Consider the following 25630-nt stretch of genomic DNA (forward strand, 5'->3'; position numbering starts at 1 on the left):
ACCCGCGCGTGTGCGGCGGTAAGCGACCATGCCTCCGACCAAGGCCGGCCTCCGGCAGGCCCACAGCTTCTCCCTCAACGTCTCCAACTGCCTGACCACGGCCGAGAACACCGCGTACGGCAACGCCATCAAGCGCGAACTCGGCGCCCGGTACGGCTGCACCAAGCCGTTCGTGGTGGACACCAGCCGCAACGGCAACGGCTCCAACGGTCAGTGGTGCAACCCCTCGGCCCGCCGCATCGGCACCCCCACCCAACTGGGCGGAGGCGCCGAGATGCTCCTGTGGATCAAGGCCCCGGGCGAGCCCGACGGCAACTGCGGCGTCGGAACCGGCTCCTCGGCCGGGCAGTTCCTCCCCGTAGTCGCCTACAAGATGATCTACGACTGCTGATCCGGGGACCCTTGTCCGAGGATGAGCATCGCCTCGGCGATCTCACCGGCCGCCGCCCCGGGGATCGCGGTGGCGGCCTCATCGAGGACGAGCAGCCGCGCCCCGGGGATCTCGCGCGCGATCGCCTCGCCGTTGCCGACGGGGAAGAACGGGTCGCGGCGGCCATGGACGACGAGCGTCGGGACGTCGATCCCGGGCAGGCGCTCGCGCCAGCGGGGGGCGCAGTCGAGCCGGGAGAACACCATGCCCAGCTGGTTGGCCGTCTGGACCGGGGGCGTGGTGTCGGGCGTGCGGTCCCAGACGCGCGCGGCGATCTCGCGCGCGGCAACGGGGTCGTCGCCCCGGATCTCCGCGCCGGCGGCGGCGAACTCCGCGACCGCCTCGCGGTCGGTCCAGTCGGGCTGCGGGCGGGCGAACAGCCGGCTCATCGTCGCCCGGTCATGGTCGGGCAGGTCGGCGTCGGGCGGGCCGGGGGCCACCGCGCGGGTGCCGACCAGCGTGAGCGCCGAGAACACGGCCGGATGGTCGAGCACGGCCACCTGTGCGACCATCCCCCCGACGCCGATCCCCGCGAGGTGCGCGGGCCGCCCGCCGAGCGCGCCGGCGAGGGCCACCGCGTCGGCGGCGAGGTCGCGCAAGGTGTAGGAGGGTGCCTGCGGGTCCGCGCTGGTCGACTCCCCGCTGTCGCGCAGGTCGTAGCGCACCACGCGGCGCCCGCCGGCGGCGAGGCGCTCGCACAGCGCGTCGGGCCAGGAAAGCATCGTCGTCCCGCCCGCGAGCAGGACGAGGGGTGCGTCGTCGTCACCGAACGACTTGATGCAGATGGCGACCCCATTGGCGTGGACAGTGGTCACAGTGGTCACAGTGGTCATCGGGTCGCCGGGAGTACGTCGTCGTGGGACGGCCACGTCGCGCGGTCGAGGTCGGGCGCGGCAGCCACCTCAAGCATTCGCCTCTTGCCTGGGCAGATCTTGCCTGGGCGGAGCCGATCCACTGCCGAACTCATCGCCCATGCGCTGATCGCCCTCGTGCTCACCGGCCCGGCGTAGGCCGGTGGTGGCGACCTCAGGCGGAGATTCGGGCGAATGGGTAGAATTCTGGCATGGGGAAGCGGCCTGTGGCGCCGACTGCGCCCGAACTCGTGCTGGAGACCGACACCGGCTCCACGGTGATGAGTCCGAGCCGGGATTATCACGTGGGCCGCGACCCGCTGAGCGACATCGTCATCGACGACATCCGCGTCTCGTGGCATCACGCCGTCCTCCACGCCGAGCTCGATCACTGGACCATCGAGGACGAGCACAGCACCAACGGAACGTACGCCGATGGGCGGCGCGTCGAGGAGGGGGAGATCGGGCCGGGCAGCGTCATCCGCTTCGGCAGCGTCACCGACGGCCCGCGCGCGGTGGTCGTCGGCCGCACCCCGCCCGAACCCCGCGCTCCCGAACGCCCCTCCTCCGTCAGCACGCCCTCGGCCACCGGCACCTTCCGGCAGCCGACGACCGTGCGCCCGCTGCCCACCCGCACCGTCCGCATCGGCCGCGCCGACGACAACGACGTGGTCATCGACGACCTGGTCGTCTCCCGCCGGCATGCCGAACTGAGGGTCCTCCCGGACGGTACGTACGAGATCGTCGACCTCGGCAGCCACAACGGCACCTACCTCAACGGCCAGCCGGTGGACCGCGCCCCTCTGGCGCCGGGGGACATCGTCGGCGTCGGCCACCGCGCGTACTGCCTCGTCGGCGACCAGCTGCAGGAGTACGTCGACACGGGCGAGGTGTCTCTCGACGTCCAGGGCCTGACGGTCACCGTCGACCGGGGCCGCAAGACACTCCTCGACCAGGTCTCGTTCCCCGTCGGCGAGAAGTGCCTGCTGGCCGTTGTCGGACCCAGCGGCGCGGGGAAGTCCACCCTGCTCAACGCCCTCACCGGACTGCGCCCCGCGGACGGCGGCACCGTCCTCTACGACGGCCGCGACCTCTACCGCGACTACGCGGAGCTGCGCCAGCGCATCGGCCTCGTACCGCAGGACGACATCCTGCACGTCCAGCTGACCGTGCGCCGCGCCCTCGGCTACGCCGCCGAACTCCGCTTCCCTCAGGACACCGAGCGCGCGGAACGCCGGGCCAGAGTCGACGAGGTCATCCGCGAACTCGGCCTGGAACAACGCGCCGACCAGCCCATCCACAGCCTCTCCGGCGGCCAGCGCAAGCGCGTGAGTGTCGCACTCGAACTGCTCACCAAGCCCTCGCTGCTCTTCCTCGACGAGCCCACGTCCGGGCTCGACCCCGGCATGGACCGCTCGGTGATGCACATGCTGCGCGGCCTCGCCGACGACGGCCGCACGGTCATCGTCGTCACGCACAGCGTGCTCAGCCTCGACGTGTGCGACCGGCTCCTCGTCCTCGCCACGGGCGGGAAGATCGCCTATTACGGGCCGCCGCGGGACGCGCTGCCGTTCTTCGGCTTCCCGCAGTGGCCGGAGGCATTCGAGGCCTTCGAAGGCGACCGCGACCGGGACTGGGCACGGGACTACCACCTCTCTCCGCTGCACCAACGCTACATCGTCAACTCCTCCGCGCAGCCGTACCTGACGTCCCTCCCGCAGGACGGCGCGGCCACGCCCGGCTCCTTCGCGCCGCCGCCGAAGCCGCAGAGCTGGGGTTCCCAACTGCGCACGCTGGTGCGGCGGTACGCGGCCGCGCTCGGCGCGGACCGCACGTTCCTCGCCATCATGATCGCCCTGCCGTTCGTGATGGGCGCCATGGCCCGCGCGCTGGCCGGAAGCCGGCTCACGCAGGAGACGGCGATGAACGCGCTGCTCATCCTCTGCGTCGGCGGAGTCCTGACCGGTGCCGCCAACGCGGTGCGCGAACTGGTCAAGGAACGCGTCATCTACCGGCGGGAACGGGCGGTGGGGCTCTCCAGATCGGCGTATCTGCTGTCCAAGGTCGTCGTCCTCGGCACGGTCACGGTGCTCCAGGCCGTCGTGCTGACCCTCGTCGCTCTCCTCGGCGTCGACCTCAACGCGCCCGGCGGCGACGGGGTGTTGCTGCCACCGCTGGTGGAAGTCACCCTCGCGGTGGCCCTGCTGGCGTTCACCGCCATGATGCTGGGCCTCCTCGTATCGGCGCTGGTGCGCAAGGAAGAGGTGACGATGCCGCTGCTCGTGTTCCTCGCCATCGTCCAGGTGGTCTTCTGCGGCGCTCTCCTCAAGCTGAACGGCGTGCCCGGCGTCGAACAACTGGCGTGGCTGGTGCCCTCGCGCTGGGCGCTGGGCGCCATGGCGGGCACCATCGGCCTCGGCAGGATCGTCCCGGGCGAACTGACCACCGACCCGCTGTTCCGGCACTCCGCGGGTGTCTGGCTGCTCAACATGGGGATGCTGGTGGTCCTGTCGGCCGTCTTCGGATACGTGGTCGCCAGGCTGCTGCGCCGCCATGAACCCGCCGTGATGCGGAAGTAGGGGCGCCGACGATGACCCCCGCGGGCTTCCGCCCCACCCATGTGGTTCCCCAGGACGGACTGCCCGCCTGGGAGGCACCCGACGTGGAGCGTCCGACGACCCCTCTCGACGCGCTGCTGCCCGTGCAACTGGTCGACCGGCTCGGCGACTGGGGCCGGATCGTGTGCGCCAACGGCTGGTCGGCATGGGTCGACGGCCGGCTCCTGGTCGCCGTGCCGCGCGATCCACCGGGCGCGAGCGGCCCCCTGACCCGCACGGCGGACCCGCGCCCGCTGTTGACCAGGACCGAGGACGCCCTCGGCCGCTACCGGAGTGCGGTGGAGGAACTGGCGGGCGGGGGCGACGGGGAGTCTTTCCGGCGTGGGACGCACGGGCTGCGGGTGGGCGTGGTCGTGGAGGGCGAATCGTTGTGGCTCTACGATGCCGACCACGAGCGGTGGGTGTACTGCGACGGAACGAGGCTCAGTACGTACGCGGCGACGGAAGGGCCCGCCACCGAGGGACACGGCGAGGACCACGAGGCCGCCGAACCCCCACGGGCAGCCGCCACCGGCCCCGGCGCTTCCCCTCCGCCTGACGAGGAACCGACCCGCCTCGTCCCCGCAGCGCAGGAACCGACCGACGGAACCGACCGTTCGACCGCCGGGACGGGGCCGGGGGAGACGCAGGTGGTACATGAGGTGGCAGGGCCTGAGCCGACGCGGGTGGGGGGCGAGGCGGTAGGGCCGGGGGAGACTCAGGTGGTCGATGAACTGCACACCCCTGAACTGCACACCCCGCACGGCGGACACCCCGCCCCGTTTCTCCCGCCCGAGGGGGACGAACCCCATCAGCCGCTCCGGCCCGGTGACGCCTGATGGCGGCCGCGCCGGGCGAGGGCGGCCCGAGCCCGCACTCCGGGCGGCCCTCCGAGCTGATCGGACAGCGGATCGCGGACTACCAAGTCGAGGGCGAGATCGGCCGCGGCGGCATGGCCGTGGTCTACCGCGCCAGGGACCTGCGCCTCGACCGGACCGTCGCTCTCAAGCTGCTCGCCCCCGAACTCGCCCGCAACGACACCTTCCGGCGGCGCTTCACACACGAGTCCCGCGTCGCCGCCGCGATCGAACACCCGCACATCGTGCCCGTCTTCGAAGCCGGCGAGACGGACGGGGTGCTCTACATCGCCATGCGGTACGTCCCCGGGAGCGATCTGCGCCACCTGCTCGACCGTGGCGGCCCGCTCTCCGTCACGGCCGCGCTCCGCATCGCCACCCAGATCGCCTCCGCGCTCGATGCGGCGCACGACCACGGCCTGGTCCACCGGGACGTAAAGCCCGGCAACATCCTCATCGCCAAGGGCACGGACAGCGACCACCCCGAGCACGCCTACCTCACGGACTTCGGTCTTACGAAGAAGTCCTTGTCGCTGACCGGATTCACGACCGTGGGCCAGTTCGTCGGGACCCTCGACTATGTGGCGCCGGAGCAGATATCGGGCCGCCCGGTGGACGGCCGATGCGATGTCTACAGCCTCGCCTGCGTCGTGTACGAGACCATGGCGGGCCGGCCGCCGTTCCAGCGCGACGACGACTTCGCCCTCCTCTGGGCCCATCAGTACGACCAGCCGCCCCGGCTGACGGAGAAGCGGCCGGGTGTCGCCCCCGGCCTCGACGGGGTCCTCGCGAAGGCGCTGGCCAAGAGCCCGGAGGACCGGTACGGGTCGTGCCTGGAATTCGCCGCCACGATGCGGGCCGCGGCCATGGGCAGCAGTACGGACGGCCATCCCCCGACGCGGGTGGACCGCCGCGTCGAGCAAGCCCCGGCCCACCCGGGCGCGCCCCCCGACCCACCCCGCTGGGCCCAGCCGGTCTTCCGGCAGCTGACCGAATAGAGCGGCCGGTCTCCCGACGGCCGACCGCACAGCCCGCGCCAGGCCAGGACAGCCCGCTCAAGGCCAGGACAGCCCGCGCCAGGTCAGGCCCCGGGCCGCACCTCGCCCCGCCGATGGACCCGCCGCGCCAGCATCCCGCCGAGGAACCCCGAGACCAGACCCCAGGCAACGGCCAAGAGCAGCGCCTTCCAGAGGTGCGGCCGCAGCTCCACGAGGCCGGACAGGCCCCCGCCGAGATCCCCGATGCCGAGGAGCGAGAGCCCGTAGTGGGCCGACACGCCCGCCAGGAGACAGACGGCGAGCACGGTGAGGGCCAGCGCCACCGCCATGTGCACGGCGTGCTGCCAGGCCCGCATCCGTGCCGGGGAGCGGGCCGCCATCAGGAACGCCGCCGTCGGCACCAGGACCGCCGCGACGACCAGCAGCCACCACACCCGCCCGTCGTGCTCGGCGAGAGTGCGCAAACTGAGCGTGGAATCGGCCGGCGTACGCAGCACCTCGTCGAGGACCCGCGGCATGGGCAGGCCGAACGGCCCGTCGACCCGGCCCTCCCAGGACGCGCCGAGCCCCAGGGTGAAGGCGAGCCAGACGAGGTTGGGCAATCCGAGCAGCAGCACCGCGAACGTCTCGGCGGCATGGCCGCGGGTCGCCGCCACGACGAGGCCGGCCGCGAGCCCCAGGGCGGCGTACGACAGCAGCAGGAACACCATGGCGTACGCCGCGGGACGCACCGATTCCTGGAAGCGCAGCAGGCGCGCGGGGAGCGGGGCGCCGCGCGAGACGGACAGTGCCACGACGAGGATGCCCGCGAGCCACAGCAGTCCGAAGACGAGGGTCAGCGGCACGTCCGTCTTGAATCCGACCTCGGGCGAGGAGTCCAGCAGATCGCCGATCTCCCCGGCGGGCCCGTCGCCGGGCGCGATCGCGAAGCGGTGCCGGGCCAGCAGGCCGAGGCCGGTGAGCAGCAGCACCCACAGCACCGCGATCCGGGCGGCCCAGCCGGCGAGTTCCCGCACGTCGGCCACGGCCCGGTGCCGCAGCGGCCGGAGGAACCCGGCGGCGACCACCAGAGCGCCGACGAGGCTGACGGAGAGCGGGAGCACGGAGAGCCCCGCGTCCGTCTCGGCGATCATCCCGGCGTCGCCGGAGAGCCCGACGGAGCCGCCGACCGCCATCACGACGACGGCCGCGACGACACTCGGGAACGCCCCGCCGGGCAGGTCGGCGGCTCCCGCGGCCCACAGGCCGAGCCCGGCGACGACGGCCATGGCCGCCAAGGAGGCGAGCACGGCCGCAAGGGCATGGGGCCAGCCATGAGGGGCCCGTCGGCCCTGCTCCGCGCGTTGCGCCCCGGCCCGCCGCGGCGGTGTCTGCTCGCTCACGGTGCCACGCTAAGCAGCGCGGGACCGGTCCGCCTTTCGAGAGGGACTTCGGGAGGGCTTCGAGAGGGCTTTCGGAAGGGCCGACCGGCGTCGGCTTGCGGGGCCCCGGACGTCGGGGCACACAATAGGCGCGTACCGGAATAAAAGGTACGTCGCCGATCCCCCCCCACACAGGGAAGTGTTCGTGAGCGTCGAACCGCCGTCGTCAGGACGCCCCACAGGACCCCCTTCGGGCCCGCTCTCGGGTCCTTCGCAGCCGAGCCCTTCGGGGCCGGGCGAGACCCAGGCGGGCGCGAGCGCCGCCGGCTCGACGCCGCCTCCGGGTGGTGCGCGGCCCTCGGGCCCGCCGAGCGGCGGCCCGCCGAGCGGTCCGGCCGGTGGCGGGGGCCGCGGCGGAGGGTCCGACGGCCCGGGCGGGGGCGGCGCCGGTGCCGGTCGCGGAGGAGGTCGCCCGTGGTGGAAGTCGGCGCCCCGCGTCGCGGCGATCTCCGCCGCGGTGGTGGCCGCGGTGATCCTGGCCGTCGTCCTCACCCGCCCCGAGGGCTCGTCGGAGTCGGGCGGCGAGGTCCTCCTCCAGCCGGCGGGCAAGTCGGGGCCCGACCCCTTCACCCAGTCGACGGCCCGCGAGGGCTCCACGCCACCCTCCCCGAGCGGGCTGCCCAGTTCGTCCGCCTCGGCCAACGTGACGCGCGGCGTCGACGGCGCGGCGCCCGGTCTCTACGGCGGGACGCGGAAGGTCGGCAGCTGCGATGTGGAGAAGCAGGTCGGCGCGCTCCAGAAGGACCCGGCGAAGAACAAGGCGTTCGCCTCCGTCCTCGACATCGAACCGTCCGCTGTCCCCCGCTACCTGCGCTCGCTCACGCCCGTGCACCTGCGGCTGGACACCCGCGTGACCAACCACGGCTACCGCGACGGCCGTGCCACCGGCTACCAGGCGGTGCTGCAGACCGGCACCGCGGTACTGGTCGACGACCACGGCGTGCCGCGGGTGCGCTGCGCCTGCGGCAACCCGCTGCTGCCGCCCGTCGCGCAGAAGAGCACACCGCGGCAGACGGGCGACGCGTGGCCCGGGTACCGGTCCTCGAACGTCGTGGTCGTGGCGCCCGCCGCCCAGGTCGTGAACCAGTTCGTCGTGTACGACCCGGACAGCGGTGACTGGTTCACCCGGGCCAAGGGCGACACGGGCACCGGCGACAAGAAGACGAAGCCTCCGGCGACCAGGCCTCCCTCACTGCACCCGGACACCCCGTCCCCCGACGAGTCGACCTCGACGGCCAGTACGCTGCCGTGCGACGCGCGGTCCCCCGGGGTGCCCCCGGCAAGCTCGTGCCCGCCCTCGTCGGTCCTGCCGCCCTCCTCATCGGCGCCGCCCTCCTCGCCCGCCACGCAGCCGCCCTCCTCGGTCGAGGAAGAATCGCCCGCGTCCGAGCCCGTACCGCCGCCGTCGTCCCCCGAGGCGGACGGGAGCCCGTGAGCGAGTGGATGTCGCCGGGCCGGCGACGGCGGGACAGTACTCTCCTCGCATGACTGACAATGCACTGCGTTCCGTCACCATCGAGCGGGCAGGCCCCGGCCGGTTCACCGCGACCAACGCCCAAGGGAGCACGCTGACCTTCGGCACCGGCGGGGGTGCCGACTTCACGCCGGTCGAGTTGTTCCTCGCGGCGATCGGCGGTTGCAGCGCGGCCGACGTGGAGGTCGCCACGAGCCGTCATGAGGAACCGGCCGCGTTCACCGTCACCGTGACCGGCACCAAGGTCGAGGACGAGGGCGGCAACCGGATGTCGGACCTCGGGGTCGCCTTCCACGTCACGTTCCCGGACGGCCCGTCGGGGGAGCGCGCCCGCACCATCCTGCCCCGGGCCGTGAAGACGTCGCACGACCGGCTGTGCACGGTGAGCCGCACGGTCGAGGCGGGCACCCCGGTCACCGTGACCGTCTCCGAAGGCACCGACGACGCCTGACACACCCGTCAGGCGCGCACCGCCTTCGCCATGCGCTCGACGAAGGCCGCCAGGTACGTGGTCAGGCCGGTGTGTCCGCTCTGGGCCATGCGCACAGCACGCAGGCGCAGGCTGCGGCGGGCGTGATCGGCGCGGATCATCCGGGCATACGTGGCCGCGTGGCTCGGCCAGGGGCAGACCTGGATAAGGGTGTTCGGGTAGGAGGCGGTCAGTCCGGGGGCATGGGGGCGGGTCGCGGCAAGGACGGTGTTCAGCCAGCCGGGGCTCGTGCGGTGCTGCTCGGCAGCGGGGGCCGGTGCCGAGCGCATGGCACGGAACAGCTCGCCGTACGTGTGGTTGGAGAAGTGGCCCGGCTCCAGCAGGCTGATCTCGTCGAGGCGTTGGACACCCTGCGTGGGCGTCGCCTGGGCGGCGGGGTGTTCGGGGTGGACGGTTCTCTCGGCCCAGCCGTCCACCACACCGACACTCGAGTTGGCGGGCGGATGCGGCTTCCAGATGCCATGGTCGCGGGGTCGCTTGGGGTCTTGCGGGAGCCGGAGGGGAACGGCTCGGGCTCGCCGTCGGCGCACACGGTCGGTACGCGGCGGTCGGTGGCGCCCCGGCCGAGGGCCTCGGCCATGGAGATCCAGCGGGCGCAGCCCGGGTTCAACAGCGAATCGCGCCACCTCATGCCTGGCTCGATCGGTTGGGCGGCGGACCTCCTTGATGCCCGTCTCGATGCCAGAGGGGTATCGCCGCCACACGGCAAGGGTCGCGCGAACGTCAGGTGGGCGATGCTGACCCTTCGCAGCGAACAAGGCGGCTGACCTGTACGAACGTCCTGTCTGCATGAGATGTGGTGGAACTTCATCGGCCGCACGCACGAGGACATCGCACAGGCCCGCAACGACTGGATGACCGGCGACCGCTTCGGCGTCGTGCAGGGGTACGACGGGGCCCCGCTGTCGGCCCCCGAACTGCCGAACGTGCCGCTGAAGCCGCGGGGACGGGTGCGCCGACCCGAGGCTTTGCGTCTGGGGCAGGCGAGCGGGACGTCGCTCGGGAGACGTCGTGATCGCCCGCGGCGGGCGTACCGGAAGGGCTGGACCGATCCCAGATGTGATCGGTCCGACCGCGGGTCGCGGCTTGCGGGTGTCGGCGCGTGCGACCAGGTCTACTCGTACTCATGCTGACCCTTTGCCGAATCAATTGACGAATAATCAGGTCGGTGGTCCCTTGGCTGTGCTGGTGGGAGGGCAGGCACCGCCATGCTTCGAGCGGTGATAGCGGCATTGCTTCGCTTGCTGGCCGTCTGGCGCTGACTGGTCGAGGAGGCTTGTCCACGGCCCAAGACGGCGCCACGGGCTGAGCCCTGCGCGGCGTTGAGCGAGAAAGCTCACCTTCCGCACGGGCGCACCGCTTCCGACGTGGCATCGGTTCGTGGTGCGCTGTGTCTCACCGACCTGTGCGAGCAGCACCCAGGCAGTCCGGGTGAGTAGGTACACAGACTCGCACCGGTTGCCTTCGGCCAGGCCGGGGCCGGGCAGCGGGCATCGACCGGGTCCGGGCTGTTGCCCGCCAGGGCGGTGGTCACCCCGCACCCGGCCCGATCACCTGGGCGGAGCCAAGACGATCTACGAGCGCCGCAACGAAGTTGAACGGATGATCAACGCGCTCAAGAACTTCCGGGCAGTGGCCGCCAGATACGACAAGCGCGCCTACGTCTTCCACGGCACGGTCACCGTGTCGCGCTGCGACTATGGCTTCGCTGAGGCAACGCAGAACTCATTGCCCTCGGGGTCGGCCATCACAACGTGGTGTCCGTCGCACTCCTCCAAGACCCTCCCGCCCGCCTTTACCAAGCGGCCTGACTCTGCCTTGATCCGCGCCCACCGCTCCTCGGGGCTGCCGTGTCCAGGCACCCGGACATCGATGTGGAGCCGGTTCTTTGCCGTCTTGGACTCCGGGACTTTGAGGATGGACAGGCGAGGGCCGACGCCATCGGGATCGCAGAGCCACGCGCCATCGTCCTCGGTGTCGTCTTCCGGGAGGTCGAACTGCGCAAGCCACTCCTCGCGTGTCTTGAAGGGAGCGGGCGGTGGCTCGTCGATGTAGCCCAGTGCCGTTTTCCAGAATGCAGCAAGGAGCTGTGCATCCGCGCAATCAAGCGTCAGATCGATTTTGGCTGCCATGGCAGGACCGTACCGCGCGCCTCTGACAAGGTTTTATGGCCAACGGAGCGGCTATCGCCGGTCTCTCGTGATCCGCTGGACAGGACCCAGCCCGCGCTCCAGCTCCGAGAAGTCAGCCGGTCTCAGTGGTCAGCGCACTCTCATCACCGCCACCGCCACCGCCAACGTCGCATGCCGCGTTGTCCCGCGGCTGCCTCCACCACCAGCCCGGACCCCCGGCGTCGTGTACGGCTTCCCGTCATCCGTCGGTGCCGCCCGCCGGACTGGGCAACCAGGCGCGCAACCGCGGCCGCGAGCGGGGCCGTCGGCGGTGGGACAGCAGGCGGCGTCCGTTGGGCAGGGGCAGCCCCACGGTCAGCCGGCGTCCGGCAGCGGCCCGAACCCCTCCTCATCCGCCTTGCGCTGCGCTCGCCGCTCGTTCTCCTGCCGCCAGACCGTCAGCCACGGCCACGGGTCGGGCCGCTCCGACGGGGCCAGGCCTGGGAAGACCAGGCGGTGCGCGATGCGGCATACGGCGCCCGGCGTGGGTTCGGCGTCGTGGGTGTTCCAGGCGTGCCCGTCGCTCTCGATGAGCCACCGTTGGCGGGCGGGCACCATGTGCGCGGGCAGTGTCTCGGCCGGATCGACTGGCTCGAGGAGCACCCACGCGTTCGTCCATGTCGGGTACCGGTCGCCCTTGAGCCCGCAGTCGGGGCAGACGGGCGGTGCCGGTCCGGTCGCGCCGTCGTCGGCGGCCTGCGCCCGGTCCACGTTTTCCCACGGCCGGTCGGGCTCGGGTACGGACTGGATGTGCGGGTCTTCCCCCATGCCCTCCACAGTCGGCAGGAGGGTCGTGGCGGCGCCAGGGAGTGAACTGGGCGGACGAGAGGGGCGCTGCCGGGCCTACCGCGTCACGGGCGCCACACGGGCCGTACAGCGGCCCGGCCGCGGTGGGCCCGGGCGGCCTGTTCACAGCGCCTTCGGGTCCGTGTCCGGCCGCCCCTTCACCAATTGTCGGACCACGGCGTCGTCCTGAGCGCTCAACACACGTCATGCGCGTGTCAGGGAACGATCCTCCGGTCGGACAGGTCGGAGCCGGTTTCGCTCTTCGTCAAACCCCTGGCGCCCCACACCTTGTGAACCTTAAGGTTCGAGTATGGAAGAGAAGGAACTCGGCATCGAGGAAGTGCGCGCCCAGATCGGAGACTTGGTCGACGATGCCCACTACGAAGGCACTGTCACCCACATCACCCGACGCGGCCGCCGCCTGGCCTCCATCGTCCCCGCAGGCATGAAGGCCACCAGCATCCCCGACACGGCCATCGACGCAGCCTTCGACGCAGTCTGGCCCGCCCTGCCCGAAGGCGTCCGCATCGGTGAGGCCCGGCGCCGCACCATCGCAGCGCTCAATGCCGCCTACCCGCACATGGTGGTCTCGGCTGAGCCGGAAGTCCTCCCCGACGTCGACCGGTTGAAGGAAGTCAGCCGGAGCATCGAACAGCAGCTCGCGGGCGGCGCCCTCTCACCCGAGCAGACAGAACGCATGCGGAAGGCGGCCGAAGGGCTAGCGCAGACCATCCGAGACACCCGCGTCCGAATGACACACCAGCAGATCGTCACCAAGGCCATCGAAGAGGAGGGTGGAGTCTGGGACGCCGCCCGGACCGTCACCACGCTGGGCTTGGCCGGACACGGCGTAGACGACAAGCGCGCCAGGGCCGTCCTGCGCAGGATCGCCACCACAGGCCTTCTCACCCGCACGTCCCAGACCCGCGCCATCTATGACACCACCGAGAAGTCAGGACACCGACCATGAGCGATGGCACCGACCTCGGGAACGTGCAGTAGTTCGACCAGACCATAGGCGTGTACACCAACCTCGGCTCTGGCTCAGGTTTTGTGACGGGTGGCGCTCTGTTACCGCTCGACATCGAACAGCGGGATGGACGGGGATGGCGGAGCAAGGACTGTACGAAGGCGGTTGAGTTTGGCTTGCCAGTGCTTCCGGTCTTCCGGGTCGACCCAGGTTGAGGCTGTCCCTGCCTCGTGGCTGATGATGCGAGCGAGGGCCCTGTCCGCGAGCGTCCGGAGATCGCTAGGGAAGGCGGGCATGGGTTCTTCAGGGCCGTAACTTGTATCGATTGGCTCGCCGTCAGGGCATTGCGCGGCAATCAGTGCGGCTGCAGCTATCGCTTCATCTCCTTCAGCGAGCCAGCCGGTGGCGTCGAGGGTGCGCGTGAGGACGCCACGGATCAGTGCCTCGCGTTCCTCTGGCTTGGCGTCGTCGAGATCGTCGGCGAAGTCCGCGGCCGTGTCGTTGTCGAAGGGGCCGGTGTCCCAGGTGCCCATGCTGATCTCCTCGTGTAGTTGCGCCGGGATCTTCGCATCAGCTGCTGACATTGCGATCACTGTGCGAGCAGTACGCGTTTCCGCAGAAGGGCGAAGCCAACACGTCGGAACATCTGGCGCTTGAGCTTTTTTATCTCTCCGGCGCCGAGACTGAGCCGGTGGAGGAGCTGTTCGCCGGGACGGACGTGGCGACGCGGGTCCTGGGGGAGCGGGTCCGGCAGGCGAGCGCGCTCAAGCTCCTCTCCTACGGCGCGTACCAGAAGGCGTCCCGAGTGCTGGCCGCCGTTTCCTACGGCCTAGCCGCCGACCACGGTGTCGACCAGGAACTGCTCGCCGTCGCGGGCAAGAGGCCCGGCTCGTACGTAATGGAGACCGACTACATCCCCAAGGCCGCAGCGAGCGCCTGGCGGTGGGCCTCGGAACTGATCGAGGCCGCCGACATGCTCCATAAGGCCGGACTTCCCGACGACATGCTGCGCGCGGCCGCCGCCATCCAGAACCACTGGATGGACGCGACAGACACCCTGGGCCTCTCGCTGACCTCGCCCTGACGCATTCGAAGAAATCCGCCAGGTGAGGCCATGTGGCCAGGAGCACCGTCACGCATCGCCTCTGCCCTGGGGAGCACGAAGCGGCCCTTGTTGCCCGGTCCTGAACCGGGCAACAAGGGCCAGCGGTATGTTGTGTCTTTGCGGACGGATTCCAAGACCGTCTCCCGAACCGGGAAAAACGGTCTCGGTTACCGCAACTGGTCGCCCTCCGGGCAGCATTGTCCTCACGGTGGAGCCCCCGCATCTGGCGAGCTCTGCTGCAATGCCAGACAGGCTCAGCTACTGCCCCTGGCGGCAGCTCAGGAACACCGGCGTCCCATCTTCGCGATGCGGCGGTCGTACCCCTTGGTATCCCACCACTCTTCCAAGAGGACATGAACCAGACGAACCAGTTGTCGAAGACGCTCGGGATCAGGGACAGACGAGGTGAGCAGGTCCAGAAAGGACTTGTCGCCCCACGGGAGCGTGAACACCCAGCACTCCTCGGCATGCCCCTTCCGCTCGACGTTGAGCCGATAGGTCAACGTGGCGCTGCGGTCCGGGTGGTGGTCCACCGTCAGGTCGGTTACACCGAACCTGGTCGTGCCGTCATCGGACGTGAATGAGCTTGCCAGGACGCGCTCAGCCGGCGTGTGAGTCACCATCTGCACTCCTCATTCCGTCTACGAGTACCCCACGCTAGTCGCTGGCAGCTGGCAGCGGAGAGGCGCGTAACCCTGTAAGCGGTCAGCGCATCGTTGCTCCCCGCAGGCGGTACGGAACACCTCGCGACTCGGACAAGAAGTGCTCCAGGTTGAGTACCCGCCCCCCTTCAGCCGCGATCAGTACCTCTTGCCCCTCTTCATTCTGCGGGTTCGCCAGACTCCGATCGATCCGGATATGAGCGTGATGACGACGAGCATGATTGCCCCCGTGGGCCAGAACGGCGTGGGGTTATCGGCGGCTAAGTACATGTGCTCCACAGCCTGGCCTCCTCCGTCGGTTGAGCCACGCTCCGTTCACCGTGGCCGCTGCTGGTCGGTTACCCGCGTTCCGTCGCGGCACATCACCAGAGCAGCGTCAGGCTGCCTCGTAGTGGTGCGCCCGCCCGGCCCGCCACGTCACCCACGCCGGCCTCCCGTGCCGGATGGCGGGTGCACGACGATCAGGGCACCGTCCATGTCCCCAGCGTCCGCTGCGGGAGATCCTTCGCACGCGCAGGCCAACCGGCACATTCCGCAGCCAAGTTGGCCATCGACATCGTCGCTGCGGGCTCTGTATAGGCTGATGCGCGTGGACGTAACGGGGTGTCTTGGGTGTGACCTTCTGACCGGGCGCCGGGAGTTACCCGGGGGTGTCCTGCATGAGACCGCCGCTTGGGTGGTGAACCACGTCGTCGGCCCGATGAACCTCGGCACCCTGATCGTCGGTCCGCGGGAGCACGTCGTGGCCATCGCGGAGCTCGACGACACGGCAGCGGCAGAACTCGGCCCCCTGCTGCGCGATACCGCTCGTGTCGTGGAGACGTTGTGCCGGCCCGAGCAGACCTACGTCTGCATGTGGTCACACGGCCGCGACGCGCGCAAGCACCTGCACATCGCGGTCCAGCCGGTGACCGCTGAGGTGCGGGCCCGCTACGGCGGACTGCGGTCCGAGCAGCTCCAGGCCCGCATGCTGGCGGACGGAGACGAGCCGGACATCACGGAGGTCGAGCAGTTCTGCGAGCGGGCTCGCCAGCTGTTCCGAGCGATCACCGACAACAGCGCCGCAGACCACAGCTGATCACCCGCACGCCGATGTCACGCGCAGTCCGGCAACGTATGCGAGGAACACTGCAGTCTCCTCCATCACGTGCCCCCAACGTGAGGTTGGAAAGGGTTCACAGTTGAAGAGCCGGTGTTCGGCGGGACAGACCTGCATTTGGGAGTGCGGCCCCTCAGTCAGGGCGTTGAGGCGTTCCTGCAGGAGCACGCGCCGCAACTGCTGCCTGACGAACCCACCGAGGCGGTCGCGCCTGCAGGCCAGGCGATAGCGTGCGTGATGGTGCTGACGTGACTTCGGGCTGAGCTCGCGACCGGCAGTACAGACTTTGCGAACGTACAAAACGGTGCGATGGCGCCGTCACGAAGGGGAAACTCGATGCGCAAGATCACCGCCGGGATAGCACTGGGGCTCTCCGCCATGCTGCTGAGCGGCTGCGGCGGAAGTGACTCCAAGGACGACGAGGACAAGAAGCCGGCCGCCCAGAGCAGTAAGAGGCCGCAGCAGGAGGAGAGGAAGAGCGCCGCTCCGGAAGCCGCCGGCATGGACGGGACGTGGAAGCCGATCAATAAGAGCCCGATCGCGACGATGACGATCGCCGGAAACAAGGTCACTACCACGGGCAAGCTCGCCTGCCCGGGCACCCTCAAGCCGAACAAGAACAAGAAAGAAACGGTCATCACCCTGAACTGTCAGACCAAGGCACCCGATCGCTCCCGAGGAACCCTCGAGTTCAAGGACGGCACCCACGTCATCATCTCGTGGGACGGCCCCGCATGGGGCGGGCTCATCGACTCACTCATCCGAGCCTGACCCAGGTCATCCCGCGGCTGTCCGACGGCCTCCCCCCGGGGGGGGGGGGGGGGGGGACCGGCGCACCGGTCGCGTGCGGCGGGTTTTGCAAGTTCGGAGGTTGCTGACCTTTCTGACGAGTAGTCAGGAAGGTCGGCGACAGCGGCCTCGGCACGCGCCCTGCGTCGCCCACCGTGGGCTGGGGGCTGTAGGCGCCGCGGCCCCGGTGGCGCGGGCGCTGTCGAACCCAGCCCGTCTCGGTTTCACGGCGAACGGCGGCCTGATCAGTGAACCCTCGCGACGTCCCGGAGGCGCATCGGCTACGCGCCGGGGAAGTACCGGTTGAAGGATGAGGAGTCGACCGCCATGAGGCCGGTGAAAGGCTGGTCCAACTGGTAGACGAGCAGAACAGTCAGGGTGATCAGGCCGGTGAGACCCATCACCATGACGACATGGGAGACGCTGCGCTGGATCCCGAACATGAACATGAAGGCGATGGTGAGCAGCCCGCCGCTCAGCAGGCCGAACCACAGGACCGGTGACAGACCGTTACGTGCGTCAGCTTCCCGGCCCCGGCGCGCGTCCCCCATGACCGAGACCTGGTTGGCCACCTCTTGCACGGTGACCTGCTCCACCGCCTTCGCGTCGGCGGGAGCCCGGTTCGCAGTGCGCACATTCTGCAGGAGACGCCAGCCCTCCTGCCCCGGAGGTTCTCCTGCCGCCATGGCAGGGAGCTCGGTGCGCACCGCGTGGTGTACGTACTGCGTCACACTCTCGCGCAGGCGCACCGCTTCGGCCTCGGGCAGGCCCCCGGCGAGCTGGTAGATCTCGTGGGCCGCGTTCGCCTCGTTCTGGACGTGCTCCTCCGCGCTGGACCTGCCTTCCCAGACCGACACCAGCGACAGTCCCAGCAGCAACGCGTACAGGACGCCGACCATCATCGCGATGTACTCGGCCACGTCCTCCCGCGGCTCGGCGTCGTCGTTCGGCCAGTAGCGGTGACGCAGGAGCACGCTCGCGGCCGCGAGCATGGACACACCCAGGACCAGCGCGATCGTTTCGGTCATGAGCGCTCCTTCTGCGTACGGCGCGGCTACCGGGGCGTCCGTGCGTCACTTCAGGCGCGAGCCGAGCAGGACTGCTGCCAGGACCGCCGGAAACACGATCAGGAACAGGAGGGCCACCAGGCCGGTCCCGGTGGGCCCGTGTCCTGGACGATAGAGGCGGTCCAGGAGCTCCACATCTTGAGCGGTGTGTTCGGGGCGCACCGGTGTCACGCTGGAGGTATCGGGGTCCAGGAGAGGCGGCGGGACCACTGGCCGCAGCAGCGGTGGCCGGACCGCAGCGGCTGGAGGTCGCGCAAGACCCGGTGGCGCGAACGGGGCCGTGCCCGGAGGCAGGGGGAAGAGACCCGGTGGCGCGAACGGGGCCGTGCCCGGAGGCAGGGGGAAGAGACCCGGCGGCGCGAAAGGGACCGCACCTGGGGGAACGGGGAAGAGACCCGGCGGGGCGAGCGGCGGCCCGGGCGGCCCCGGGGGCCCCGGCGGAGCGGGTGGCGCCGCTGGTGGCGCGAGGAAGAGACCCGGCGTGGTGCGTGGGATCCCCGGGGGCGCGACGAAGAGACGCGGTGGTGCGAGCCGGGCCTCCGGGGGAACGGGGAGCGGGCCGGGCGCGGGCACTGCGGGGACAGGACGCGCGCCGGGAGGAAGAGGAGCGGTCCGCTGCCCAGTCCGGGCTCCGGGCGGAGGGGGTGGCGGGGGCCGAACAGCAGCGGCCCGCAGGGTGAACCGCACCGAGGAGTGTGCCGTGAGGCGCGGGGGAGGGGCCAGCGCGCCGGTACGTCCCAGCGTCCGCGTGAGGTCGTTGGCCTCGGCGAAGCCCCTGCTCTCATAGATGCCCGGCGCCGCATGAGCGATGGAACGGCATGAAGCGGAGCGCCCGGGAGCGATCTGGGGCACCACCGGCCGGCCGGCCCCGCAGTCGACGGCCTTGGCCTGCGGCAGCGCGTCACTGACGCGGACTTGGTGAACGGTGAGGTCTCCCCGATTCGTCACCGTGTAATTGATGATGCCCCGCTGCGGGGCCACCTCGACCGTCTGGACGAGGGCCAGGACTCCTCCCACCCCCCGGTATCCCGCGCGTGCGCGGGCCCGGGACTCCGTGTTCATGGCGCGGACAGCACCGACGGCGGTGACGTCCGTTGCCTGGACGCCCGGGGCGGCCCGCGTCTCGGCCGTGCACGTGGCCGAGCTGAGACCACGCAGCATCGCCACCGTGTGCCGTCCCCCGCAGTTGACGGCCACGCCCCGGGGGAGGGCGGGGTCGGTCACCCGCACGTTCAACAGGTCGGCCCCCGTACGATTGATCAGGCGGTAGACCTTGTGAACGGGGTCACCGACCCGGATGCCGGGATGCATGGCCCCGGTGCCCGGCCGGGAGTTGACGTTCACTTGCAGTGCCAGGCCGCCGTTCCCCGCGCCGTCGGCCTTCGCGCGTCCTCCACCGGGCACCGCGACAGCGCAGGCCAGAATCAGCAGTGCGGATACGTGCAAGGGCCACACCAACGCCTTCCTCCAGCGGATACGCATGCCGCCATGCTCGACGAGGACCGCATTTCCCACGGAAAGGAACGCGCCTGCTGTCTCCGTTGCGGTATGACAATCACCCTTGTGGCCTCGTGCCGACCTCACCTCACCGGCGTGGGAAAGTGCCGGTCGAACGTTTTCAGAGCCGTCAGGTAGCGCATCAGGGGCCCTTCGGGAGGCCCCCCGTCTCCGTGCCCGGCCCCGGCCGGTCACCCGAACGGCCCGGTCCGAGGGTCGGGGGTGCCGACAGCCGGTCCAGTGCACCGCTGCCCCCCCCACGACTCCAACGGGGTCGCCACGCGGTCGGCCTCTCCGTCGTCGGTGTGGGGCGGATGGATGAACGACATCGTCCGAGCGGGCGATCGTGCCCCTGCCGGATGATCAAGCCTCGGGGTGGGGCGCAAGCTGGGCTGAGCTCGGGTGGCGGAAGAGACGCGGGCCGGGGCCGAGGTCGAGGGGCGACGTTGCTTCAGCGGTTGCAGTACAGATTCGACAATGTCATGGCGCGCGGAACGCCGGCACTCATCGGAGTGCTGGCCATTGCCTGCTGTGTACTCGTGTTGCTCAATGGGGCGCTGCTGTTGTTGCTCGCTCCGACGGGGGCGTTTTCGCAGGGTGGGGACTCGTGGCTGTGGTCCGGTTTCCTGCGGGTCATCAGCCCAGCGGTGATTGCCAGGGACAGGGGTCCGGCTCCGTTCCTGGCCGTCGCGGCGCTGATGGCTTTCGGCGGGATCTTCCTGATGAGCACGCTCATCCCGGTGATCAGCGCGGGGCTCCAGAACCAGCTGGCCCGCCTGCGCCGCGGCCGTTCGCCCGTCGCCGAGAGCGGGCACACGGTCGTGCTGGGCTGGTCTCCCCATGTCTACACCGTGCTCGGCGAGTTGGTGGAGGCCAATCGCAGCCGGCGCCGTGCTTGTGTGGCCATCCTCGCGGAGAAGGACCGCCCGGAGATGGAAGCCGCGATCCGGGAACGGGTGGGACATACCGCCACCACCAGAGTTGTGTGCCGCAGCGGTGACCCCACCGACCCGGTCGACATCGCGATCGTCAATCCTTCGACCGCACGCGCGATCATCGTGATCCCGCCAGAGGGTGACGACCCTGACATCGCGGTCGTCAAGTCGCTGCTGGCCGTGGGGAGTAGCCAGGCTCCTCAGGGGCGGAGCGGGGCCAGTGCCGCACCGGTGATCGTGGCCAGCGTCCAGGAGGCACAGAACCTGTCCGTGGCGCGTCTGGCCGGCGGTGCCACCTGTCATGTCATCAGCGCTCAGGGGTTCATCTCCCGGTTGATGGTGCAGATGAGCCTTCAGTGCGGGCTGTCCGCGGTCTATACCGACCTGTTGGACTTCGAAGGCGATGAGATCTACATGCAGCCGCAGCCCGAACTGGTCGGACGGACGTTCGGTGAGACGCTGACGGCCTACCGGACCTCGTGCGTGATCGGGCTGATGGACGCGTCCGGCCGCGTACGGCTCAACCCCCGCCACGACACAGTGCTTCGAGCGCAGGACCAGATCGTCGCCATCAGCGAGGACGACGGCACAGTGGTGTTGTCCGAAACGGTGCCCGTCGTCGACGAGACGGCGGTCTCACCCCCCGATGTCCCCGAGCGGCCGGGCCGCCGGGTCCTGATGGTGGGCTGGAGTCGACACGCGCCTGACATCGTCCGCCAGCTTCAGACGCAGCTGCCTGCCGGATCCCGGGTGGACGTGATCGCCGATACCGACCTCACCGGCGCCGCGAAAGTTCTCACCGGCGCCGAGAAAGTGCTCACGGGCGCGGGCGACAGCGTCCCCGAAGTGTCCTTCCGCCAGGCCGACACCACCCGTCGGGAGGTTCTGGAGTCCGCCGGCCTCGGCGCCTACGACCACGTCATGGTCGTCTGCCCGAACGAGCGGGACCCCCGCGGCTCCGATGCCCGCACCCTCACCACCTTGCTGAAGCTACGCGATCTGGCGGCCCGGCACTCCCACGATTTCTCCCTGGCCACGGAGATCGCCGACGACCGCAACCGCGCCCTGGCCCGGGCGGCGAAGGCGGACGACTTCATCGTGAGCAGCGAGCTGGTGAGCCTGTGCCTCGCCCAGCTCTCCGAGAACCCCCGACTGGGCCAGATCTTCGACGAGTTGTTCGGACCGCGGGGCGTCCAGATCAGCCTGCGTCCCATGGCCTGCTATGTACGGGCCGGGGCGGACACCGACTTCTTCACGGTGACCGCCGCGGCCGCCCGGTGCGGTGAGATCGCCCTCGGCCACCGTATTCGCGCCCGGGCCCAACTGCCTCCCGACTACGGGGTTCTGATCAACCCTGACAAGGCGGAACGCGTCAGCTACACCAAGGACGACCAGATCATCATTCTGTCGGCCGGCACACACGACGAGTCCTGAGCGCCGGGGAGGCACTCTGCGCCGCTCGGGTCCCAAAGAAGCGAGATGGCCGGGAACACGGCCTTTTTGCGTTGCGGGTCGGCCCGGTTGACGGGCGGGATCCTGCCCGGAGTCAGGCCCGTGGGGAGGGACATGTGTCCGACCGGGTGACCCGCGCTCTCCGGCGCGGTGTCCCGGCCAGGACAACACGGTCGCCGGGCGAGGCTGTGACCATGAACGCACAGCCTCCCAGGCGCACCGTCATGGCCGCGGCCGGCAGCACCACCCTGACTGCCGGCCTCATCGGCTCCGCCCCGCAGGCGGCCGCCGCGCCCGCTCTCGCGCCCCTGGCCGCACCTTCCACGCCGGCCGGGGGCGCCGACTGGCAGACCTGCCTGGCAGTCGCCCGGGCCATCCTCGTCCTTGACGAACACAACAGGCCCCTCACCCCCGCGTACACCGACATCCTGCTCCGCAAGGGCCTGCCCCGTGGGGGCGTGAGAAGGAAGGTTCTGGTCATCGGGGCCGGCCCAGCCGGCATGGTGGCCGCCCACCTCCTGCGCGAGGCCGGGCACCACGTCACCGTGCTCGAAGCCAACGCCAACCGGGTCGGCGGGCGCATCAAGACGTTCCGCACCGGTGGCCATGAGAATGCCGACCAGCCGTTCGCCGACCCCGCTCAGTACGCGGAGGCCGGAGCGATGCGGATCCCCGACAGCCACCCTCTGGTCACCGGGCTGATGGAAGCGCTCGGCCTCGAACGTCGCCGTTTCCACCTCATCGACATCGACGCCTCGGGGAAGCCCGCGAACCGCACATGGATCCACGTCAACGGCATCCGGGCCCGCCGCTCCGACTATCAGGACAGGCCCCGGCGCATCAACCGCTCCTTCGGCGTCCCCGCGCGGCACGAGAACACCCCGGCGGCCGACCTGCTGCGCGCCGCACTGGCACCGGCCAGAGCACTGGTCGACGGCAAGAGCGGCCGCGAACTCGTCGAAGGCTGGGCGAGAGTGCTCCACACGTACGGGCACTGGTCGATGTACCGCTACCTCAAAGAACGAGCCGGACTCGACGAGAACACCATCGACCTGATCGGCACCGTCCAGAACCTCACCTCGCGCCTGCATCTCTCCTTCCTCCACAGCTTCCTCTCCGCGGCATTGATCAGCCCGGGCACCGCCTTCTACGAGCTGCCCGGAGGCACCGCCACTCTCGTCGACGCCCTCTACGAGCAAGTGAGGGATCTCGTACACCTGGACCGGCGCGCCGTGCGCATCGACTACCGGCCCGGCGGCGGCGTCACCGTGCACACCGTCTCCGAGAGCCGCACGAGCCGGCCCGTGACCGAAGAGTTCACCGGCGACGAGGCGATCATCACCGTGCCCTTCTCCGGGCTGCGCCACGTCACCTTCACACCCGCCATCTCCTACCGGAAACGGCGCGCCATCACCGAACTCCACTACGACGCGGCCACCAAGGTGCTCCTGGAGTTCTCACGCCGCTGGTGGGAGTTCAGCGAACGGGACTGGAAACGCGAACTCGACGCCGTACGCCCCGGTCTGTACGAGGCGTACCGTGCCGGGAAAGCGCCTACGGACGGCTCGTTGCTCGGCGCCCACCCCTCCGTCCCCGAGGGCCAGGTCTCCGAGCGCCAGCGCATCCACTACGCAGCGCACCGTTCCCCCCAGCGAAACCAGCCCGAAGCGGCGCGGGTCATCGGCGGCGGCTCGATCACCGACAATCCCAATCGCTTCATCTACGAACCCTCCCACCCCGTTCCCGGCAGTCCGGGTGGAGTTCTGCTCGCTTCCTACACCTGGTCCGACGACGCCCTGAAGTGGGACGCCTACGACGACGAGGAGCGCTACCCCCTGGCGCTCACCGGTGTTCAGGAGGTGTACGGCCAGCGCACCGAAATCTTCTACACGGGAAAGGGCCGCACCCAGTCCTGGATGCGCGACCCCTACGCCTACGGGGAAGCATCCGTCCTCCTTCCCGGTCAGCACACCGAACTCTTCCCCGACATCCCTGCCTCCGAGGGCCCCTTGCACTTCGCGGGCTGCCACACTTCCCTCAAGCCCGCATGGATCGAAGGAGCCCTCGAATCCGCGATCCGCACAGCACTGAAAGTCCACACCAGATGACAGGGGCCATGTGTCGACGGGGGTCGGATCGGCTCGCTTAGGCACGAACAACTTGGTGTGCGGGGCCGACGGAACCAGGTAACGTCTTGGTCATGTTCTTCCAGACGCCGATTTACGAGTGAGAGCGTGACGGGCTTCCGCTGACGTCCTTCGACGGGGCCGCGCCCGTCCCCTCCGATGAACACTTAGGCACTTCACACCATTTTGGGAGAACTTGTGAGCAAGAACATCAACAACCCTGTGGGCATGGGCGGCGGCAAGCGCAAGAGGCTGTCCCGCGCCGAGCGGCAGAACAACGGTCCGCACCGGAACCTCGACCGCCAGGGTGCCGCCGACCAGAAGGCGGAGCTGGTGCGCAAGATGCGCGAGAAGGTCGGCGCGGCCGAGGGCGACGCCGGGCAGGCGGGCGACGACACCGTACAGAACTGACGCACCGCCGCCGCGGGGCGGCACCACATGGGGCAGGGCCCGGACCGCGACGCGCGGTCCGGGCCCTGCTGCACTACCGGGCCGGCTGGTCCCGGTCAGCTCGACGGAGCCCCCCGGCGCGCCCCGAAAGTCCGGGAACCGTCGGGCGCTGACGGTTTCTCGGTCGTTCCCTTTCAGCCGCGATGCGCCCGATGGACGCTGACGGCATAGCCGCCGCCCTCGTAGGGGTGGGCGTCCCACGTGGCGAAGCGGTCGACGAAGGTGAGGCCGGCCGTGGCGCAGTGGGCGTCGTACTCCGGCAGGGTCAGGGTGGGCGATACCGGCAGGTGGGCTTCGTCCAGGCCGAAACCGGCGACCATGAGGCCGCCCGGGCGCAGGCTCCGCGCCAAGCGGCTGACCACCGCGGCCTCCGTGCCCGCGGCAAGGAGCGGGAAGATGTTGCCGGCGGCCACCACGAGGTCGAAGTCCGCGCCACCATGCAGTTCAGCCGGGTCGAACGTGGCCAGGTCGGCCTGGATCCAGGGCAGGTGGGGCGCCTGTTTGCGCGCCACGGCCAGCATGGAAGCGTCGAGGTCGACTCCGACACAGTCATACCCGAGCTCCGCCAACCGGATCATGACCCGGCCGGTACCGCACCCGGCATCCAGCACCCTCGCTCCGGCGGGCACCAGCGTGGCGCACAGCCGTGCCTCACCGTGCATGTCCCTGCCGCTGCCGGCCAGGGCGGCAAACCGGGCGGCGTAGTCCTCTCCGGACGTCCCACCGGTCAACTCTTCCCAACGACTCATGACCGACAGCGTAGGCGAGCAGCAGGAGTGGCTACCGACGTTCAGCCGGTCGCAGCAGAGCTCCGGGCCCGAGCGGGGAGCATCGCGGACGAGGCCGCCGATCTTCACGCTGCTTTACTTGAAAGTTCAAGGCTAGTAGCGTGTCCGCCATGAGCCAGAGCTGCCCGCGCCGTCCCCGCACCGGCCGGGGCATGACGACGCGGACGGCACGACCCCGGGGGCGCGCCGTCCGCGTGGCGCTGATCGCCCTGATCTTCGTCTTCCTGGCTCCCCTGTTCGGCATCGACGGGGCAGCGGATTCCGCTTCTGTCGGACCCGAGACCGCAGCCCGCGCGACCGCCGTTTCCGTCGCGCCTCGGGCCGACTCCCCGGCCGAGGACCGCGGCTGCCACGAGGGGCAGCCGGCGGATCCGAGGGGCGGGGTGGTGCCGTGTCCCGACCCGCCGGGGTCGCACACCCCCAAGTCGACGTCCATGCCGCCGAGCCCTCCCCACGTCGTCCCGGCCCTCGCCGGAACCTCGCACCAGGACGTCACATCGGTCGACCTGTACGGAATCCAGATCATCAGAACGTAGACGGGTCTCTCCACCCGCAAGCCGACAGTGCCCGACAGCGCTGGTCGGCGTCGCTTCGCTGCGCCTCCGGGAGCAGCAG

23 protein-coding genes and 3 pseudogenes are annotated in these 25630 nt (G+C 70.2%); 16 read left to right on the forward strand and 10 right to left on the reverse strand.

Annotated features, from left to right (window positions below):
- Positions 1–40: 40 nt before the first annotated feature.
- Positions 41–391, forward strand: a pseudogene (locus ACZ7LU_RS07415) (glycoside hydrolase family 6 protein); the annotation flags it as partial.
- On the opposite strand, the gene ACZ7LU_RS07420 reads toward ACZ7LU_RS07415, so the two are convergent.
- Positions 379–1245 (reverse strand): alpha/beta fold hydrolase, encoded by an 867-nt coding sequence (locus tag ACZ7LU_RS07420; protein WP_471915988.1) that lies wholly within the window; start codon positions 1243–1245, stop codon positions 379–381. The pseudogene ACZ7LU_RS07415 and the gene ACZ7LU_RS07420 overlap by 13 nt on opposite strands.
- A 248-nt stretch (positions 1246–1493) precedes the next feature.
- On the opposite strand from ACZ7LU_RS07420, the gene ACZ7LU_RS07425 reads away from it, so the two are divergent.
- From ACZ7LU_RS07425 to ACZ7LU_RS07435, 3 genes are read left to right on the forward strand one after another with little or no spacing between them, the layout of a single operon-like run.
- On the forward strand, positions 1494–3860 hold the full coding sequence (locus ACZ7LU_RS07425) for an ABC transporter ATP-binding protein/permease (RefSeq protein WP_471915989.1): 2367 nt from the start codon (positions 1494–1496) through the stop codon (positions 3858–3860).
- 11 nt (positions 3861–3871) lie between these two features.
- A complete protein-coding gene (locus ACZ7LU_RS07430; protein ID WP_471915990.1) occupies positions 3872–4717 on the forward strand; it encodes a hypothetical protein in 846 nt (281 codons plus the stop codon).
- Complete coding sequence (locus tag ACZ7LU_RS07435; RefSeq protein WP_471915991.1) at positions 4717–5733, forward strand: serine/threonine-protein kinase; 1017 nt, start codon at positions 4717–4719, stop codon at positions 5731–5733. Before ACZ7LU_RS07430 ends, ACZ7LU_RS07435 begins: the two co-directional genes overlap by 1 nt.
- A gap of 83 nt (positions 5734–5816) precedes the next feature.
- Here ACZ7LU_RS07435 and ACZ7LU_RS07440 read toward each other — a convergent pair whose 3' ends face one another.
- The gene (locus ACZ7LU_RS07440; protein WP_471915992.1) at positions 5817–7115 is read right to left on the reverse strand and encodes a streptophobe family protein; all 1299 of its coding nucleotides are present in this window, start codon (positions 7113–7115) and stop codon (positions 5817–5819) included.
- Positions 7116–7299: 184 nt separating this feature from the next.
- Here ACZ7LU_RS07440 and ACZ7LU_RS07445 point away from each other — a divergent pair, with 184 nt between their 5' ends.
- Together ACZ7LU_RS07445 and ACZ7LU_RS07450 are read left to right on the forward strand one after the other, a co-directional pair.
- The gene (locus tag ACZ7LU_RS07445; protein WP_471915993.1) at positions 7300–8589 is read left to right on the forward strand and encodes a DUF6777 domain-containing protein; all 1290 of its coding nucleotides are present in this window, start codon (positions 7300–7302) and stop codon (positions 8587–8589) included.
- A gap of 49 nt (positions 8590–8638) precedes the next feature.
- The gene (locus tag ACZ7LU_RS07450) at positions 8639–9079 is read left to right on the forward strand and encodes an OsmC family protein (protein WP_471915994.1); all 441 of its coding nucleotides are present in this window, start codon (positions 8639–8641) and stop codon (positions 9077–9079) included.
- 8 nt (positions 9080–9087) lie between these two features.
- Here the strand turns inward: ACZ7LU_RS07450 and ACZ7LU_RS07455 are convergent, their stop codons facing one another.
- The gene (locus ACZ7LU_RS07455) at positions 9088–9537 is read right to left on the reverse strand and encodes a DnaB-like helicase N-terminal domain-containing protein (RefSeq protein WP_471915995.1); all 450 of its coding nucleotides are present in this window, start codon (positions 9535–9537) and stop codon (positions 9088–9090) included.
- Positions 9538–9912: 375 nt separating this feature from the next.
- On the opposite strand from ACZ7LU_RS07455, the pseudogene ACZ7LU_RS07460 reads away from it, so the two are divergent.
- Positions 9913–10074, forward strand: a pseudogene (locus ACZ7LU_RS07460) (pirin family protein); the annotation flags it as partial.
- A gap of 619 nt (positions 10075–10693) precedes the next feature.
- Positions 10694–10830 (forward strand): annotated as a pseudogene (locus ACZ7LU_RS07465) (IS5/IS1182 family transposase); the annotation flags it as partial.
- Here the strand turns inward: ACZ7LU_RS07465 and ACZ7LU_RS07470 are convergent.
- Positions 10816–11250 (reverse strand): VOC family protein, encoded by a 435-nt coding sequence (locus ACZ7LU_RS07470; RefSeq protein WP_471110634.1) that lies wholly within the window; start codon positions 11248–11250, stop codon positions 10816–10818. The pseudogene ACZ7LU_RS07465 and the gene ACZ7LU_RS07470 overlap by 15 nt on opposite strands.
- Before the next feature lie 354 nt (positions 11251–11604).
- Entirely contained in the window at positions 11605–12057 is a 453-nt protein-coding gene (locus tag ACZ7LU_RS07475) for a DUF6083 domain-containing protein (RefSeq protein ID WP_471915996.1), read from the reverse strand.
- A gap of 328 nt (positions 12058–12385) precedes the next feature.
- Here ACZ7LU_RS07475 and ACZ7LU_RS07480 point away from each other — a divergent pair, with 328 nt between their 5' ends.
- Positions 12386–13045 (forward strand): hypothetical protein, encoded by a 660-nt coding sequence (locus ACZ7LU_RS07480; RefSeq protein WP_471915997.1) that lies wholly within the window; start codon positions 12386–12388, stop codon positions 13043–13045.
- A gap of 101 nt (positions 13046–13146) precedes the next feature.
- Here ACZ7LU_RS07480 and ACZ7LU_RS07485 read toward each other — a convergent pair whose 3' ends face one another.
- Positions 13147–13578, reverse strand: a complete 432-nt coding sequence (locus ACZ7LU_RS07485; protein WP_471916500.1) for a DUF4259 domain-containing protein — start codon at positions 13576–13578, stop codon at positions 13147–13149.
- Positions 13579–13736: 158 nt separating this feature from the next.
- Between ACZ7LU_RS07485 and ACZ7LU_RS07490 the strand changes: the two genes are divergently transcribed.
- Positions 13737–14129 (forward strand): DUF1932 domain-containing protein, encoded by a 393-nt coding sequence (locus ACZ7LU_RS07490; RefSeq protein ID WP_471915998.1) that lies wholly within the window; start codon positions 13737–13739, stop codon positions 14127–14129.
- Positions 14130–14428: 299 nt separating this feature from the next.
- On the opposite strand, the gene ACZ7LU_RS07495 is transcribed toward ACZ7LU_RS07490, so the two are convergent.
- On the reverse strand, positions 14429–14773 hold the full coding sequence (locus ACZ7LU_RS07495; protein ID WP_471915999.1) for a hypothetical protein: 345 nt from the start codon (positions 14771–14773) through the stop codon (positions 14429–14431).
- A gap of 715 nt (positions 14774–15488) precedes the next feature.
- Here ACZ7LU_RS07495 and ACZ7LU_RS07500 point away from each other — a divergent pair.
- Both ACZ7LU_RS07500 and ACZ7LU_RS07505 read left to right on the forward strand, forming a co-directional pair.
- The gene (locus ACZ7LU_RS07500) at positions 15489–15890 is read left to right on the forward strand and encodes a hypothetical protein (protein ID WP_471916000.1); all 402 of its coding nucleotides are present in this window, start codon (positions 15489–15491) and stop codon (positions 15888–15890) included.
- 357 nt (positions 15891–16247) lie between these two features.
- The gene (locus ACZ7LU_RS07505) at positions 16248–16682 is read left to right on the forward strand and encodes a hypothetical protein (RefSeq protein ID WP_471916001.1); all 435 of its coding nucleotides are present in this window, start codon (positions 16248–16250) and stop codon (positions 16680–16682) included.
- A gap of 299 nt (positions 16683–16981) precedes the next feature.
- Here ACZ7LU_RS07505 and ACZ7LU_RS07510 read toward each other — a convergent pair whose 3' ends face one another.
- Together ACZ7LU_RS07510 and ACZ7LU_RS07515 are read right to left on the reverse strand one after the other, a co-directional pair.
- Entirely contained in the window at positions 16982–17728 is a 747-nt protein-coding gene (locus ACZ7LU_RS07510; protein WP_468084266.1) for a bestrophin-like domain, read from the reverse strand.
- A 45-nt stretch (positions 17729–17773) separates the two neighbouring features.
- On the reverse strand, positions 17774–17929 hold the full coding sequence (locus ACZ7LU_RS07515; protein ID WP_398303853.1) for a hypothetical protein: 156 nt from the start codon (positions 17927–17929) through the stop codon (positions 17774–17776).
- 1817 nt (positions 17930–19746) lie between these two features.
- Between ACZ7LU_RS07515 and ACZ7LU_RS07520 the strand changes: the two genes are divergently transcribed.
- The 3 genes from ACZ7LU_RS07520 to ACZ7LU_RS07530 all read left to right on the forward strand — a co-directional run bounded on the left by ACZ7LU_RS07520 (position 19747) and on the right by ACZ7LU_RS07530 (position 24188).
- Positions 19747–21633 carry a CASTOR/POLLUX-related putative ion channel gene (locus ACZ7LU_RS07520; RefSeq protein ID WP_471916002.1) on the forward strand — a complete coding sequence of 629 codons (1887 nt, stop codon included), beginning with the start codon at positions 19747–19749 and terminating at the stop codon, positions 21631–21633.
- Between the two features lie 212 nt (positions 21634–21845).
- Positions 21846–23759, forward strand: a complete 1914-nt coding sequence (locus ACZ7LU_RS07525; RefSeq protein ID WP_471916003.1) for a flavin monoamine oxidase family protein — start codon at positions 21846–21848, stop codon at positions 23757–23759.
- Positions 23760–23975: 216 nt separating this feature from the next.
- The gene (locus tag ACZ7LU_RS07530; protein WP_471916004.1) at positions 23976–24188 is read left to right on the forward strand and encodes a DUF6243 family protein; all 213 of its coding nucleotides are present in this window, start codon (positions 23976–23978) and stop codon (positions 24186–24188) included.
- 173 nt (positions 24189–24361) lie between these two features.
- Here ACZ7LU_RS07530 and ACZ7LU_RS07535 read toward each other — a convergent pair whose 3' ends face one another.
- On the reverse strand, positions 24362–24976 hold the full coding sequence (locus ACZ7LU_RS07535; protein WP_471916005.1) for a class I SAM-dependent methyltransferase: 615 nt from the start codon (positions 24974–24976) through the stop codon (positions 24362–24364).
- 149 nt (positions 24977–25125) lie between these two features.
- On the opposite strand from ACZ7LU_RS07535, the gene ACZ7LU_RS07540 reads away from it, so the two are divergent.
- Positions 25126–25551 (forward strand): hypothetical protein, encoded by a 426-nt coding sequence (locus tag ACZ7LU_RS07540; RefSeq protein WP_471916006.1) that lies wholly within the window; start codon positions 25126–25128, stop codon positions 25549–25551.
- Positions 25552–25630: the final 79 nt, after the last annotated feature.

It is taken from the genome of Streptomyces sp. NPDC039462 (genome assembly GCF_055639375.1).

Bases quoted from the DNA above. Each gene is read 5' to 3' on its own strand.
- ACZ7LU_RS07425 (WP_471915989.1), top strand. From the start codon at position 1,494: ATGGGGAAGCGGCCTGTGGCGCCGACTGCGCCCGAACTCGTGCTGGAG.
- ACZ7LU_RS07430 (WP_471915990.1), top strand. From the start codon at position 3,872: ATGACCCCCGCGGGCTTCCGCCCCACCCATGTGGTTCCCCAGGACGGA.
- ACZ7LU_RS07435 (WP_471915991.1), top strand. From the start codon at position 4,717: ATGGCGGCCGCGCCGGGCGAGGGCGGCCCGAGCCCGCACTCCGGGCGG.
- ACZ7LU_RS07450 (WP_471915994.1), top strand. From the start codon at position 8,639: ATGACTGACAATGCACTGCGTTCCGTCACCATCGAGCGGGCAGGCCCC.
- ACZ7LU_RS07470 (WP_471110634.1), bottom strand. From the start codon at position 11,250: ATGGCAGCCAAAATCGATCTGACGCTTGATTGCGCGGATGCACAGCTC.
- ACZ7LU_RS07475 (WP_471915996.1), bottom strand. From the start codon at position 12,057: ATGGGGGAAGACCCGCACATCCAGTCCGTACCCGAGCCCGACCGGCCG.
- ACZ7LU_RS07480 (WP_471915997.1), top strand. From the start codon at position 12,386: ATGGAAGAGAAGGAACTCGGCATCGAGGAAGTGCGCGCCCAGATCGGA.
- ACZ7LU_RS07485 (WP_471916500.1), bottom strand. From the start codon at position 13,578: ATGGGCACCTGGGACACCGGCCCCTTCGACAACGACACGGCCGCGGAC.
- ACZ7LU_RS07495 (WP_471915999.1), bottom strand. From the start codon at position 14,773: ATGGTGACTCACACGCCGGCTGAGCGCGTCCTGGCAAGCTCATTCACG.
- ACZ7LU_RS07505 (WP_471916001.1), top strand. From the start codon at position 16,248: ATGCGCAAGATCACCGCCGGGATAGCACTGGGGCTCTCCGCCATGCTG.
- ACZ7LU_RS07510 (WP_468084266.1), bottom strand. From the start codon at position 17,728: ATGACCGAAACGATCGCGCTGGTCCTGGGTGTGTCCATGCTCGCGGCC.
- ACZ7LU_RS07520 (WP_471916002.1), top strand. From the start codon at position 19,747: ATGGCGCGCGGAACGCCGGCACTCATCGGAGTGCTGGCCATTGCCTGC.
- ACZ7LU_RS07525 (WP_471916003.1), top strand. From the start codon at position 21,846: ATGAACGCACAGCCTCCCAGGCGCACCGTCATGGCCGCGGCCGGCAGC.
- ACZ7LU_RS07535 (WP_471916005.1), bottom strand. From the start codon at position 24,976: ATGAGTCGTTGGGAAGAGTTGACCGGTGGGACGTCCGGAGAGGACTAC.
- ACZ7LU_RS07540 (WP_471916006.1), top strand. From the start codon at position 25,126: ATGAGCCAGAGCTGCCCGCGCCGTCCCCGCACCGGCCGGGGCATGACG.